Origin of the sequence: uncultured Clostridium sp., from assembly GCF_934754925.1 — a bacterium.
In the GTDB taxonomy this organism is placed as follows: Bacteria; Bacillota; Clostridia; order Clostridiales; family Clostridiaceae; genus Clostridium.
Genome location: NZ_CAKVJA010000004.1, coordinates 14,149 through 28,230, shown reverse-complemented (window position 1 = coordinate 28,230; position 14,082 = coordinate 14,149). Strand labels below are relative to the sequence as shown.

Annotated in this window: 13 protein-coding genes, 1 pseudogene and 1 riboswitch; of the genes and pseudogenes, 4 read left to right on the top strand and 10 right to left on the bottom strand. The window is 27.6% G+C overall.

Features of this window, described 5'->3' with window-relative positions:
* Positions 1–24 precede the first annotated feature (24 nt).
* The 3 genes and pseudogenes from nrdG to metA form a co-directional block, all read right to left on the bottom strand.
* Positions 25–522 carry an anaerobic ribonucleoside-triphosphate reductase activating protein gene (gene nrdG / locus Q0G30_RS03095; protein ID WP_294386362.1) on the bottom strand — a complete coding sequence of 166 codons (498 nt, stop codon included), beginning with the start codon at positions 520–522 and terminating at the stop codon, positions 25–27.
* 311 nt (positions 523–833) lie between these two features.
* Positions 834–2,983: pseudogene (gene nrdD, locus Q0G30_RS03090) on the bottom strand (anaerobic ribonucleoside-triphosphate reductase).
* 586 nt (positions 2,984–3,569) lie between these two features.
* Positions 3,570–4,484, bottom strand: a complete 915-nt coding sequence (gene metA, locus Q0G30_RS03085; RefSeq protein WP_294386359.1) for a homoserine O-succinyltransferase — start codon at positions 4,482–4,484, stop codon at positions 3,570–3,572.
* A gap of 116 nt (positions 4,485–4,600) precedes the next feature.
* A riboswitch (purine riboswitch) is annotated at positions 4,601–4,702 on the top strand.
* A gap of 35 nt (positions 4,703–4,737) precedes the next feature.
* Between metA and ade the strand changes: the two genes are divergently transcribed.
* Complete coding sequence (ade, locus tag Q0G30_RS03080; protein ID WP_294386357.1) at positions 4,738–6,477, top strand: adenine deaminase; 1,740 nt, start codon at positions 4,738–4,740, stop codon at positions 6,475–6,477.
* Between the two features lie 55 nt (positions 6,478–6,532).
* Here ade and yidA read toward each other — a convergent pair whose 3' ends face one another.
* The 3 genes from yidA to Q0G30_RS03065 all read right to left on the bottom strand — a co-directional run bounded on the left by yidA (position 6,533) and on the right by Q0G30_RS03065 (position 8,125).
* Positions 6,533–7,339, bottom strand: a complete 807-nt coding sequence (gene yidA, locus Q0G30_RS03075; protein ID WP_294386354.1) for a sugar-phosphatase — start codon at positions 7,337–7,339, stop codon at positions 6,533–6,535.
* 138 nt (positions 7,340–7,477) lie between these two features.
* Positions 7,478–7,747 (bottom strand): ATP cone domain-containing protein, encoded by a 270-nt coding sequence (locus Q0G30_RS03070; protein WP_294386352.1) that lies wholly within the window; start codon positions 7,745–7,747, stop codon positions 7,478–7,480.
* A gap of 90 nt (positions 7,748–7,837) precedes the next feature.
* On the bottom strand, positions 7,838–8,125 hold the full coding sequence (locus Q0G30_RS03065; RefSeq protein WP_294386350.1) for an ATP cone domain-containing protein: 288 nt from the start codon (positions 8,123–8,125) through the stop codon (positions 7,838–7,840).
* A gap of 258 nt (positions 8,126–8,383) precedes the next feature.
* On the opposite strand from Q0G30_RS03065, the gene Q0G30_RS03060 reads away from it, so the two are divergent.
* Positions 8,384–8,896, top strand: coding sequence for a L,D-transpeptidase (locus tag Q0G30_RS03060; RefSeq protein ID WP_294386348.1), 513 nt, complete (start codon positions 8,384–8,386; stop codon positions 8,894–8,896).
* A gap of 230 nt (positions 8,897–9,126) precedes the next feature.
* Here the strand turns inward: Q0G30_RS03060 and Q0G30_RS03055 are convergent, their stop codons facing one another.
* The 3 genes from Q0G30_RS03055 to Q0G30_RS03045 all read right to left on the bottom strand — a co-directional run bounded on the left by Q0G30_RS03055 (position 9,127) and on the right by Q0G30_RS03045 (position 10,614).
* Entirely contained in the window at positions 9,127–9,786 is a 660-nt protein-coding gene (locus Q0G30_RS03055) for a peptidylprolyl isomerase (RefSeq protein WP_294386345.1), read from the bottom strand.
* Positions 9,787–9,897: 111 nt separating this feature from the next.
* Complete coding sequence (locus tag Q0G30_RS03050) at positions 9,898–10,032, bottom strand: clostri-philic family protein (RefSeq protein WP_294386342.1); 135 nt, start codon at positions 10,030–10,032, stop codon at positions 9,898–9,900.
* A 165-nt stretch (positions 10,033–10,197) separates the two neighbouring features.
* The gene (locus Q0G30_RS03045; protein WP_294386339.1) at positions 10,198–10,614 is read right to left on the bottom strand and encodes a DUF3785 family protein; all 417 of its coding nucleotides are present in this window, start codon (positions 10,612–10,614) and stop codon (positions 10,198–10,200) included.
* A 182-nt stretch (positions 10,615–10,796) separates the two neighbouring features.
* Between Q0G30_RS03045 and Q0G30_RS03040 the strand changes: the two genes are divergently transcribed.
* Together Q0G30_RS03040 and Q0G30_RS03035 are read left to right on the top strand one after the other, a co-directional pair.
* The gene (locus Q0G30_RS03040) at positions 10,797–11,396 is read left to right on the top strand and encodes a hypothetical protein (protein ID WP_294386335.1); all 600 of its coding nucleotides are present in this window, start codon (positions 10,797–10,799) and stop codon (positions 11,394–11,396) included.
* A gap of 153 nt (positions 11,397–11,549) precedes the next feature.
* Positions 11,550–12,047, top strand: a complete 498-nt coding sequence (locus tag Q0G30_RS03035; protein ID WP_294386333.1) for a ferritin family protein — start codon at positions 11,550–11,552, stop codon at positions 12,045–12,047.
* A gap of 670 nt (positions 12,048–12,717) precedes the next feature.
* Here Q0G30_RS03035 and Q0G30_RS03030 read toward each other — a convergent pair.
* A complete protein-coding gene (locus tag Q0G30_RS03030) occupies positions 12,718–14,019 on the bottom strand; it encodes a homoserine dehydrogenase (protein ID WP_294386330.1) in 1,302 nt (433 codons plus the stop codon).
* Between the last annotated feature and the right edge of the window lie 63 nt (positions 14,020–14,082).

Below are 14,082 nucleotides of genomic sequence, written 5' to 3'. Positions count from 1 at the left end.
GTGATAATTTTATTAATTAAATTTTTATAATATTTCAATTATAGTACCTTGTTCTAATGATTTTTTTACATCTATAACTCTTTGATTAGATGATCCTCTATATTTAAGCATTATGTCTCTTTTATCAGCTTCAAATTTTCCATCTATCAATACATCTACTTCTCTTAGCATTTCCGCTCTTTTAGAATTATTAATTATTTCTTCAAAAGTATAACCTGACCATAACCATATTGGTTTATTGGTTTCTAGTTTTATTCTTTTTAAAAGCTTCAATAATGTATCATCCATTACTTGTTGCATAGGCTCTCCACCTAATATATTTACCCCTTTTATTTGTCTACTTTTAGTTAACTCAATAAATTCATCCTCTGTTTCTTTAGTAAAGTCATTTCCATAATTAAAATCTTGTTGCTCTTTATTAAAACACCCTTCGCAATTATGTGTACATCCACTTACAAAAATTGTTGTACGCACTCCAGGTCCATTTGTCACATCTAATTTTCTAATTTTAGCATATTTCACACTAAATACCTCCAATTAATTATTATACAAAAAATGAGAGGTAATCCTCTCATTTTTTTATAAATGAAGAACTCTATCCCCAATTTCAGCTGTTCTTCCTTTGTTCCAGTATGAACTTCCTATATCCTTAATACCGTTGGTTTCCCAATACTTTAACACCTAATTAAAGGTCGGAGTAGACTATACCTTTGCATAACTAATACATGCATTACCATTATAGTCGTTGAGCCTTATCCTTATCTATAGACTTAGGATCTTGGTTGCGGATTGTCCAATCAAAATACCTTTTTACCATACCTAAGCAATTACTCTTAGCCACTATTTAATTTCTTAAATAGATTGGTAGTATTAAGCTCTAAGGAGTTTCCCGCAGTTTCGGTAATTTTATGTGAGCCTATATAGTTAACCCACAGGTTCTTCTCATAACTTGTAATTCACTTTCATCATCATTTCCACATGATGGGCAGTGCCAAGTTAAGCTTTCCTTATCTAATTGCATTTCTCCATTAAATCCACATTTATAACAAACATCAGATTTAGTGTTAATTTCAGCATATTGAATATTGTGATATATAAAGTTAATTATATCTTCAACTGCTTCAACATTTTTATTCATATCAGGTACTTCAATATAAGAAATACATCCACCATTACTAATGCTATGGAATTGTGATTCAAATTTTAGCTTACTAAATGCATCAATTTCCTCACAGACATGTACATGATATGAATTTGTATAATATAATCTATCAGTTACATTTTGAATTTCTCCAAATCTTGCTTTATCTATTCTACAGAATCTATAAATTAAACTTTCTGCTGGAGTTCCATAAAGTCCAAATCCAAGGCCTGTTTCCTTTTTCCACTCATCACATTTATCTTTCATATGATTCATTACTTCTAAAGCAAACTTTTCTCCTTCTTCTGAAGTATGAGTTACTCCTAACATTGCTTGAACCATTTCTGCTATACCAACATATCCAAGTGAAAGAGTTGAGTATCCATTCTTTAATAACTCATCTATCTTTTCACCTTTCTTAAGTCTTGCTATTGCTCCATGTTGCCAATGTATCGGACTTGAATCTGAAGTTACTCCAAGTAACATTCTATGTCTAGTTAATAATGCATTTTTACAAAGTTCTAATCTTTGATCTAGCATTTCCCAGAACATTTCCATATCTTTATCAGCTATTATAGCTATTTGTGGTAAATTTAACGATACAACTCCTTGATTAAATCTACCATAAAATTTGTAATTTCCTTCTGCATCCTTCCAAGGACTTAAGTGTGACCTACAACCCATTGGTGGGAAAGTATTCCCTTCATAATTTTCTCTCATTATCTTAGCACTTTGATAATCTGGTACTAATCTCTTAGCTGTACATTTAGCTGCAAGCTTAGTTATATAATCATATTTACCACCTTCAAGACAATTATGCTCATCAAGTAAGTAAACTAACTTAGGGAATGCTTCTCCAATTTCTTGACCTTTATAGTTTTTCATTCCTTCAAGTCTTTGTCTTATCATTTCCTCACTGATCATTGCCATTTCTTCTTCATATGGATTACCTTCTTCTATTTCTAGGTAAATTGTGGAAAATGGTGCCTGTCCATTTGTAGTTTGTAACGTAGATAATTGATATCTTATAGTTTGAACTCCATCTTTAAGTTCTTTCATCTTAATGTCTTTAGCTAACTTAGTAGCAAGTTCTTCATCCTTAAGCATTTCCATATAGTGCTTAAATGCTTTATCTTCTGTTACCTTAAGGTATTTAGCTAAATGCTTAATAGTAATACTTTGACCACCATATTGATTAGATGAAACTTGGGCAATTATTTGTGTTGCTACTGTACATGCTGTTCCAAAACTCTTAGGCTCTTCAACTAATTTTTCATTTATTACTGTTCCGTTAGTAAACATATCTTCTAAGTTTATTAAGCAACAGTTAAACATAGGCGATATAGTATAATCCATATCATGCCAATGAATTGCTCCTTCATCATGTGCTTGAACTATATGAGCTGGAATAAGTTTTCTTCTAGCAATATCCTTAGACACTTCCCCTGCAATTAAATCTCTTTGAGTTGCAGATACTACAGGATTCTTGTTTGAATTTTCCTTCATTACATCTTCATTTCTCTTGCTTAGTAACTCTAATATGCTATCATCAGTAGTATTAGTATTTCTCTTAAATTCCTGTACAGCTCTGTAACCTTCATACGCTCTTGCAGTTTCGGCTTGTCCGTAGTGAACTAATCTATCATATACATAGCTTTCTATTTTATAAATAGTTGCTATTTCATCTTGTTTGCTAAAATACTTTTCAGCATCATTTGCTATTAATCTTGCAATATCAGCTAGAAGTATTCCACTACCATTTTTCATAGACTTAGTTATAGCTTCTCTTATTTTACTTTTATCGAACTCTACTGTACTTCCGTCCCTTTTAATTACTTTCAATTAATACCACTCCCTAAACTTCAGTATATTTTAAATAATCACTATTAAATAAAATAAGTTATTAATTCAAAGGCTAATTATACACTAATCGATATTTATTTTCATAATGTCCTAGAGTCTATTATGTTAAATAAACTTTCAAATCTATCTTTTTTCAACTCTTTTTCTTTAAAATAATACCTATTTTAATTTATATTATGTAATATAAATTATGAAAAATTTACAAAAAAAATAGTGCTTATATTAATACCATCAACCTTAAATACACAACATATTGTACTATCTTTTTCTTTTAAACACAATATATAGTTTTGCGTATTTTAAAGGAATTTACTGTATATTTCTTACAAGCACTTTAATTTTCTTTATATTTTATTCAATTTCCTATATTATCCTTATTTGATTTTTTATTAATTCTTCTTTACAACATTTTTCATTATACTACATTAAATTTTAAAAAACAGGTCTTGAAATTTAATATAATATATGCTTTTAAAACTCCCCATATAGAACCTTTTATAATAAAAAGGTTACTAAATTGATTTTTTAACTTATCATTAATCAACCAATTTAATAACCATTTTATCTATAACTCTTCTAAATTATATGGAGTATTTTGATATACACAATAATTAAGCCAATTACTAAAAACTACATTTGCACTTCCTCTCCATGTAACTATCGGTTCTAAACTTGGGTCATTATTAGGAAAATAATTTTTAGGAATTTCTATATCTAATCCCTTACTAGCATCTCTAAAATACTCATCACTGAGAGTATTTCTTTCATATTCTAAATGTCCTGATATAAAAATCTGTCTTCTACTTTTATTAGCAACAATAAATACTCCTGCCTCTTCAGATTCTGATAATATATCTAGCTCTTCAATTTTTTCTATATCTTCTCTTCTTACTTCAGTATGTCTAGAGTGTGGTGCATAAAAAACATCATCCAAACCTCTTGTAAGATCTGCAGTTCTATCATTTATAAAATGTGTAAATACCCCAAACTTTTTTTTCTCTAATTGATATTTTGGAATTCCATAATGATAATTCAACCCAGCTTGAGCTCCCCAACAAATATGAAGAGTTGAATACACGTTACTTTTACTCCATTCCATTATTTCCTTTAACTCATCCCAATACTTAACATCTTCAAATTCTAATTGCTCAACTGGTGCCCCTGTTATTACTAATCCATCAAATTTTTCATTTTTTATATCCTTAAAACAGCTATAGAACTTTTCCATATGTTCAAGAGATGTGTGTTTAGATTTATAACTTTCAGTTTGCAAAAGCTTAATTTCCACTTGAAGTGGAGTATTAGATAAGTATCTAAGTAATTGATTTTCTGTCTGAATCTTTTTAGGCATTAAATTTAATATTGCTATTTTTAGTGGTCTTATATCTTGATTTACTGCCCTTTCATTATTCATTACAAATATATTTTCATCAGATAGAACCTTAAATGCAGGTAAATCTTTTGGAATTTTTATTGGCATAGCCTCCCCCTCCTTACACCAATATTAAATCATATTTTTTACAAATTTAGAATATTTATTATTAATATTAATCTTTGTTGATTTTTAATTTCCACTAATTTTCTTTGACAGTAAAAATCATTTATAAAAATAACCTTCGTATAAGCTTAAAAATATGGTTTAGGCGTCTCTACTATATCACCGTAAATGATATAACTATGAAGTAAAATCCACGAAGGTTAATGCAGTATTTTTATAAAGGTGGATTAATCAAATGAATAAAAAGATTCTTATGGATAATATTAAGGCAGCTAATAAACAAGTTCCCTGTGATTTAGTTGTAAAAAACATTTCTGTCGTTGATGTATTTCAATGCTCTTCATTTATTTGCGATGTTGCTATAAAAAATGGATTCATCGTTGGCCTTGGAGATTATTGTGGTAATATAGAAATTGATGGTACTGGAAAATTTATTTGCCCAGGATTAATTGATTCTCATGCTCATATAGAATCGTCTATGCTTACCCCAAATGAATATTATAAAACAGCTCTATTACATGGAGTAACTTCATTAATTGCAGATCCTCATGAAATAGCAAATGTTTTAGGACAATCTGGAATCAAATTTATGATTGATTCTGCTAAAAATATACCTTTTGATTTTTATTTTATGCTTCCATCCTGCGTTCCATCTACGCCATTTGAAAATTCTGGTGCAACATTAACTAGTTCAGATTTAAAAGACTTTTATTCTAATTCTAAAGTTTTAGGACTAGCTGAAGTTATGGATTATCCTTCTGTTTCAAATTGTAATGATGATATGATAAACAAACTTTATGATGCAATTTCTAATAACTCAATTATAGATGGTCATGGTGCTGGTTTAAATACACACTCTATAAATGTATATTCTACAGCAAATATAAAAACTGATCATGAATGTGCTACTTATGAACAATTAATTGATAGAGTTAGACGGGGAATATATGTATTAATGAGAGAAGGTACTGTTGCTAAAAACTTAAATGATTTAATTAAGGGTGCTTCCATATTTAATAGTAGACGTCTTTGCTTATGTACAGATGATAAACATATTGATGATTTAGCTAAAAATGGTAGTATAGATACTTCTATTAAAATATGCATTAAAGGTGGGTTAGCACCTGAAATTGCAATTCAAATGGCTACCTTAAATGCTGCTGAATGTTATAAGCTAAAAAACAAAGGTGCTATAGCTCCTTCATATATTGCTGATTTTATTATTCTTGATAGCCTAGAAGACTTTAAAATTAATTCTGTTTATAAAAATGGTAAATTAGTAGTAGCCAATAATAGACTTATAGATGATACAAAAAACTATAATCTATGTCCGACTTTATCAACTTCTATTAATATACCTCCACTTACAAAAGATATTCTTAAAATAGATATAAAAAATAAATCAACACTAAATGTTATAGAATTAATACCAAATAAATTAGAAAGTAATCACTTAAAACTTGATATCTCTACACTAAATCTTAATGATGAATTTGTTAGTTTAACAACTAATGATGACTTATTAAAAATTGCAGTTATAGAGCGTCATAAACACACTGGAAATGTTGGTCTTGGTGTTTTAAAGGGACTAAATATTAAGGCTGGAGCCATTGCTACAACTATAGCTCATGATTCTCATAATTTAATTGTTTGTGGCACTAATGATTCTGATATGCTATTTGCTATAGAAGAATTAAAAAATATAAATGGTGGAATAGTTATTATTAAGGATAGTAAAGTTTTAGCTTCTGTATCTTTAGAGATAGGTGGAATAATAACAGCTAGACATTCTAATCATGTTATTTCCGATTTAAACAAATTACATGATGCATTAAAAATAATTGCTCCTGATATTACTTTTAATCCATTTTTAACTCTATCATTTTTATCATTGCCAGTAATACCAGATATAAAAATTACAGATAAAGGATTATTTGATGTTAAGAATTTTAATTTTATAAATGTATGTGAATAATAAAATAGAAGTCTGACATAGTCAGACTTCTATTTTATTAGAATATTTTATTATATTAGTTAAGTACAAACTTTTCTATAGCTTTCGCAACTCCATCATTTTCATTAGAATCAGTAATATAATTTGCAGCTTCTTTTACCTCTTCAAATGCATTTTCCATTGCAACACCCATACCAGCGTATACTATCATATCAAGATCATTTCCAGCATCACCAAAAGTCATTATCTCTTCTTGCTTTATTCCTAAATGTTGTGCTAATAATTTAACACCAGTTCCCTTATTTACAGACTTATCTAAAAACTCTAAAAAGTATGGTGTACTTCTAACAACAGTATACTTATCATAAACTTCCTTCGGTAACTTATCTATTGCCTTTTGTAGCACTTCTGGTTCATCAATCATCATCACTTTAATTATAGAGTGATCATCTTCAATATTTGAATAGTCATTTATATTTATTTTTATTCCATTTATATTTGCTTCAACTTCTGTATATTTGCTATTCTTAGGAGTTATTAATCCATGTACATCTGAAAATGCATGAATATTTACGCCTAATTCCTTACTTAAGTTATGTAAATAATGTAAATCAGCACCTGTTAGGGCTATCTTAGAAATTACTTCTCTACTTTTAGTTTTTAAAACCAGTCCACCATTATAAGTTAAAACACAATCATTTTCATTATACATATCTAATTCTTCTAGATATCTTGTTACTCCATCAATTGGTCTCCCTGTTGCAATTACAACTTGAACGCCTTTTTCTTTTGCTGCCTTTATAGTATTCTTTGTTCTTTCAGAAACTGTTTTATCTTCTTTAAGAAGTGTTCCATCCATATCAATTGCTATTAATTTATACATAAACTCCTCCACCATTCCTTACTATAAAATTCTGTTTTATTATAACATATAATTTACTAATAGCATCATAGTATTATATATAAATTTTATAATCTTAATTGACTTAACTTTAATGAATACTATATTTAACACATAATTTTACTTATTATATCCTAAATAGGAGCTAATTACATCATCAAATCCATCCCTATCTAATATATTTATAACTACTCCTGTTATTTCATAACTAGATGTATTATACTCTTCTCCTCTAAATTCCTTAATACAATTCACCACATCTTCTGCTATTATCTTTACATCAGACTCATTTAACAATGGCATTTCTTCCTCTGTTGAATTTAATATACTTAGTTCAATTTTACTTTTATCTAATTCTTGTAATCTTCCGTCCTTTTTTATTACTTTCATTTATTACACCTCCTATAATATTATTCTCAAAAAAATAGGTTGTAACTCATAATAATAACTAAAATTGCTATTATTAGTTACAACCTATTTTTATCTATCACTCTTACCCTTACTCTTATATCCTAAATAAGACATTGCGATATCATTAAATCTATACTTATTAAGAGTTTCTATGATTATTGCAAAAATTTCATAAGTTGATGTAATTCCGTCATCTCCTCTTATACCTTGTAATACTTTTAACACTCTAGTACTCAATACCTTTAGATCAGATTCATTTATAATTGTATCGCTGTCGATGGATGCACCTAATATACTACTTCTTATTTTTATAATATCTAAACTTTGTATTCTACCATCCTTTTTTATCACTTGCATAAACACACCCCCATATAAGAAAATTATACACTATCATAGAAGTTTTTTAAACGATTTCATAGTTTGTTCATAATAAATTCTATTAATCTATTATATGTTTCTATAATCTCATATCTACTAAATAATAAATATATTTTTATATTTTTCATCTATTATATATATTGCAATTGAGGTCACCTTAAATAAATACTATTACATTTAACATTTATTTTCTATAATCGTAAAATATACTATAAAACTTTATTGGAGTTAAATACTATGAATTTTATATCTAAATTTAGAAACTTATATCATTCATCACGTCAAAATTTAACACTTGTATCTAGCACCTTAAAAACACCAAGATCTTATACTGATGATGCTTTAAAAAAAATAAATGAAGGTGATTTTTCTAGTAAAACTAAATACTTTATATGGGTTGATACAAAAAACTTCAAAACTAATGTATTTAAGGGAAATACCCATTATTGGGTATTAGAGAATAGCTTTCTTTGCACTGTGGGAAGGCCTAGTTCCCCTACAATAAAAGGCACTTTTTATGCAGGACCTAAAGGTTATTCCTTTGGTGAAGCTCGTGGATTTAGATGCTTATATTATACACAAATAAAAGGTAATTATTTATTTCATTCAATACCATATAATCTAGATGGTTCTATAAGAGATTCTCGTTTAGGTATGCAATTAACAGACGGTTGTGTAAGACTTGCAACAAAACATGCAAAATGGATTTATTATAACGTTCCATCAGGAACTACTATATATATAACTTGAATAAAATTGCGCATTACATGGGGCTAAAAAATGAAATATTTATTTTCCGGGAACGGTGAAATTTTCGCCTAGAATTTATATTTCATTTTTTCTTTCTCCATGTATCTGCTTATAACTCCCCACTTTATAGTTAATGTTCTGTGCTACAAATTATTTTGATAGGATAGTTATCTTCCTTTATTTTATCAAATGTAAGATATATTTTTATGCCATAGTGCAAAATTTAGTTATTACTTTATTTTTTCTGGTTCTTTGTAGTTTATACCTTTTGTGTCAACTGTAATACTTTCAATAACTACATCCTCTAATGGCTTATCATTTTGGTCAGTTTTAACAGAATTAATTTCTTCTACAACATCCATACCTTCAATTACCTTTCCAAAAGCAGCATACTCACCATCAAGATATGATGCATCTTCAGCCATTATAAAGAATTGACTACCAGCAGAATCTGGATTGCTTGCTCGTGCCATTGATAAAACACCTGCTGTATGTTTTAAATCATTATTTGTATATCCATTACTACTAAACTCACCTTTAATTGAGTACCCTGGACCACCTGTGCCAACTCCATCTGGATCTCCACCTTGATTCATAAAACCTTTAATTACTCTGTGAAATATTAACCCATCATAAAATCCTGAATTAGCTAATGATATAAAATTATTAACTGTATTAGGTGCCTTATTAGGATATAACTCTGCCTTTATTGTTCCAAAGTTTTTAACTTTAATAGTTGCTATTGGCAACTCTCCTGTTGCTTCAACTGATACTTCATTTTCTTCATCATTATTTAGATTTGATATTTTATTATTTGTACATCCTATTAATCCAATTAACATAGCACTTATTCCTACTAAAATTACGCCCTTTTTAATAACTTTCTTCATAAATACCCTCCATAAAAAACTTGTCACTTTTTATGATATCAAAAAAAAGCTTAACCCTCAAGTTAAGCTCTTTTTGATATAGACCTATATACTATTTTGATACAAACTTATCTAAAGGGGTTCTCCATCAAAACTTTTATACTCACTAGGATTTTTATCATTTCCTACATTATTTTGATTTTGATGAAGTTTTTGTCTTCTTTCTCCCTTTTGATATTTTTTATCTTTAATCTTATCAGTACTCATTTGTAAGACACGCTCCCTTCTGTATTATTTTCTACCAAATCCCTGTATATAATTCAGAAAAATACTGAGAAAATTATCATAATGAATATATATTATAAAACTTTTATCTTATATAAAAATTTAAGAGTGGTACATATTAAGCTTTAATACATACCACCCCTTTAGTTAAACTTCAAACTCTTCAATTTCTATAGAATAACTTCCACAATGCTTACAAACATTAATCATTACAATATAACTATTATCTATTTTTCCACTTTTCAATAATCTTTTAAAAGATAATCCTTCATACTCTTTATCTAAAGTACTTATTACATATTCTTGATTTTTAGTATATATATAAAAATTAAAGCCTAAGAAATCAAAGAACTTCTTCTTTTCACTAACTCCTTCATTACAATTTTCACACGGAAAATCAAAAAATGCTTTTATAAATTCAACATTATCACTATTATGTAATATCTCTATTATTTTCTTTTCATCTATATCTTTAATTGGATTTTCTTCATCATTTACAAAATAATCAAGATTCTCTTCATTTAAAATATATTCTTTATCAGCAAAAGTAAATTTAAATTCCATTTAAATTATCTTCCTTTCTATCTTTAAAACTTTTATTCAATAGCTTTATTTTAAATCATAACATACCAATATTGATAAATAAAGTTGTTTAATAAAGTTTATGTGAAGTTTGTAAAAAAATTATTAACAGTTACATATTTTTAGTGTACAATATAAACTATAAAACAAAAGGTGGGATTAATTTGAATAATAGAGATATATACATAGTTTTATCTAGAACTGGTACTATGTTTTCTAATATAATTGCTCTTTTTACACAGAAAGAATATTCTCATGTTTCTTTATCTCTTGATAGTTCCTTCACTAAAATGTTTTCTTTTGGACGTAAAATCCCAAGTAAGGTTTTGCCTGCAGGCCTTGTTGAAGAAAATTTATATAGTGGTGTATTTGCTATGTATCCTAATAGTAGATGCTTAGTATATAAAATTAATGTTACTTCTGAGCAATTTGATTTTTTACAAAAAGAAATTAGTAATTTTTTTGAAAATAAAGATAACTATAAATATAGCGTTCTAGGAACAGTAACTGCTTACTTTAATAAACCTCATAAAAGAGAATATTACTATTTCTGTTCTCAGTTTGTAGCTGAATTATTAATTAATAGTGGTATTTATAAAACGGACAAGCTTCCTGAGGTTATCAAACCTATGGATTTACTAGAAATCGAAAATAAAACTCTTTTTTATGAAGGCTTTATAAATGAGGATAGAGCTATTAGAAGTAATTTTACTCTATTTAACTCTCAAAGAATTTATAGAGTAATTTCTAAATTAATGCCTTAGAGAAAAAAACTCTAAATTAGATTTAGTTAGCAATAAATCTAATTTAGAGTTTTTTTATTTTATTTCCAATTGTCATAAATGCTTTATTTAACATTTCTCTATATTTAATCATAAAATACACTGATACCTATAATTAATTTAAGGAGTATATAAATGTATTCAATTGATCTTCCATATCCAGAAATTAAAGTAAAAGAAAAGAATTCAAAATATATTGACTTAATCTTACTTAATTATTCTAGTGCTATTTCTGAGTTTGATGCAATAGCACAATATACTTATCATCAAATTGCATTAACTTATAGTAATAAGGAAATATCCGATACTCTCTGTGGCATATCTATTGTTGAAATGCATCACTTAGAAATACTAGGAAAATTAATAATTTTACTTGGTGGCGAACCTGGTTATTGGATTAATAATAAAAAGAAACATTATTGGTCTAGTAAATTAGTAAATTATGATTTATCATCAATTAAAGATATTTTAACTATTGATATTCAAGATGAAAAAGCTGCTATTAAACAATATAAAGAAACTATAACTAAAATTGATGATGAATATATAAATGCAATCCTTAAAAGAATTATTCTAGATGAAGAATTCCATATTCAAATTCTAATGAACTTTTATACCAAATACGTAAAATAGAAAAATATTGCGCATTACATGGGGGCGAAAAAATGAAATATTTATTTTCCGGGAACGGTGAAATTTTCGCCTAGAATTTATATCTTTGTTCCATTGAACTTGCTAAAGTTGTAAAAGCCGCTAACGCTTCAATACAACTTCTTTACGCAAGTTCAATTCCACAAAGATTAAATTCTACGGCTCAATTTCAATGTTCTCTCCAAATTAATATTTCATTTTTTCTTTCTCCATGTATCTGCTTATAACGCACCCCTTTATAGTTAATGTTTTGTGCTACAAATTTTTCTGATATTATAGTTAATTTGTGTATTAATATTTTTAGTTTATTTAAAAATATATATTTAGAAGTTAACAATTTATTATATAAAATATAGCAGAAGTCGTTAATTTTTAAGGTGATTACGTAGAAAATTGTATCTTTTAGCTTAAAAGCCAGTGATAGAGAAAAATTTGATTATATTATCGGAAGGAAGATTATATAATGAACTTTAGAATTTAATTATTATTGGAATAAAATCTGCGTTAAGAAGCTGAGGGAATGAAATGACTTTCGAAGCTTTAGCAGATTTTATGGAAATAATAATATAAATTCTTAGTGAAATTATATTCCTTCCTGGAGATTATATAATCAATTTTTCGGCATCACGGCATTCAAGCCTTAACGAACAATTTAGTTAAACTCTTCTATTCTTATTATGTTTTCTACATCTTTTACTGTTCTTAAATCATATAACTTGTCTATAGAATCATTTATTAAAAATTCTTTAGTTTTATGCGTTATTAAAACTAAAGTTACTTCACTATTTTCATGATGTTTTCTACCCTTTTGAATAACTGATTTTAAACTTACTCTATTAGAACCAAAAATAGTAGTAATTTGACCTAATACACCTGGCTTATCTTCAACAGTTACTCTTATATAATATCTGCTTTCAACCTCATTTATATCCTTAACTTGCTTTTCCCATAAATTATTTCTAATAACTGGATTTTGGTTTTCTGCTTCTATATTTTTTCTTAAAATAGCAATTATATCACTTACAACTGCACTACCTGTTGGTAGATCACCTGCACCTCTACCATAGAACATTAAATCTCCAACAGCATTTCCATTTATAAATATTGCATTAAATGAATCATATACATTAGCAAGTGGGTGAGTTTCTGGAATCATAGTTGGATGCACTCTTAACTCTATTTTTCCATTATCATCTTTAGCAATAGCTAATAATTTTATTGACATGCCAAAATCACTAGCATATTTCATATCTATTGGCTTTATCTTAGTTATTCCTTCTCTATATACATCATTAATATCCACTTTAGTACCAAATGCTAAGGAAGCAAGAATTGCAAGTTTATATTGAGCATCATAACCTTCAATATCTGAAGTTGGATCAGCTTCTGCATAGCCTTTTTCTTTAGCTTCTTCTAATACTGAATTAAATTCTAATTGTTCAAGCTCCATTTTGCTCAATATATAATTTGTTGTTCCATTAACTATTCCATATAGTTCATTTACTTTATTTGCAGTTAAATTTTCATTTATCCCATTAATTATAGGTATCCCTCCAGCAACACTAGCTTCATACTGGAACATAACCCCCATTTCTTCAGCCTTTTCAAATACTTCATCACCTTCTGTTGCAAGTAACATTTTATTAGCAGTAACTATATGTTTTTTGGCTTCCATAGCTCTTAACATATATTCCCTAGCTGGTTCTATTCCTCCCATAACTTCAACTACAAGTTTTATAGAATCATCATTTAATATTTCTTCAAAATCAGTGGTTAAAATATTTTCAGGTATTTCAATTCCCCTATTTTTATTTAAATCTCTAACTAATATCTTAGAAATTTTAATTTCATATCCTGATCTCTTCATAATTTCTTCTTTATTTTGATGTAATATTATATATACACCTCTACCTACATTACCTAATCCTAATAAGGCTATTTTTACTTTTTTCATTAAGTTATCCCCCTTTATATTTATATCCCCAATTTATATGTATTATAAATATTATAATATATT

Bases quoted from the DNA above. Each gene is read 5' to 3' on its own strand.
- metA (WP_294386359.1), bottom strand. From the start codon at position 4,484: ATGCCAATAAAAATTCCAAAAGATTTACCTGCATTTAAGGTTCTATCT.
- ade (WP_294386357.1), top strand. From the start codon at position 4,738: ATGAATAAAAAGATTCTTATGGATAATATTAAGGCAGCTAATAAACAA.
- yidA (WP_294386354.1), bottom strand. From the start codon at position 7,339: ATGTATAAATTAATAGCAATTGATATGGATGGAACACTTCTTAAAGAA.
- Q0G30_RS03070 (WP_294386352.1), bottom strand. From the start codon at position 7,747: ATGAAAGTAATAAAAAAGGACGGAAGATTACAAGAATTAGATAAAAGT.
- Q0G30_RS03065 (WP_294386350.1), bottom strand. From the start codon at position 8,125: ATGCAAGTGATAAAAAAGGATGGTAGAATACAAAGTTTAGATATTATA.
- Q0G30_RS03060 (WP_294386348.1), top strand. From the start codon at position 8,384: ATGAATTTTATATCTAAATTTAGAAACTTATATCATTCATCACGTCAA.
- Q0G30_RS03055 (WP_294386345.1), bottom strand. From the start codon at position 9,786: ATGAAGAAAGTTATTAAAAAGGGCGTAATTTTAGTAGGAATAAGTGCT.
- Q0G30_RS03050 (WP_294386342.1), bottom strand. From the start codon at position 10,032: ATGAGTACTGATAAGATTAAAGATAAAAAATATCAAAAGGGAGAAAGA.
- Q0G30_RS03045 (WP_294386339.1), bottom strand. From the start codon at position 10,614: ATGGAATTTAAATTTACTTTTGCTGATAAAGAATATATTTTAAATGAA.
- Q0G30_RS03035 (WP_294386333.1), top strand. From the start codon at position 11,550: ATGTATTCAATTGATCTTCCATATCCAGAAATTAAAGTAAAAGAAAAG.
- Q0G30_RS03030 (WP_294386330.1), bottom strand. From the start codon at position 14,019: ATGAAAAAAGTAAAAATAGCCTTATTAGGATTAGGTAATGTAGGTAGA.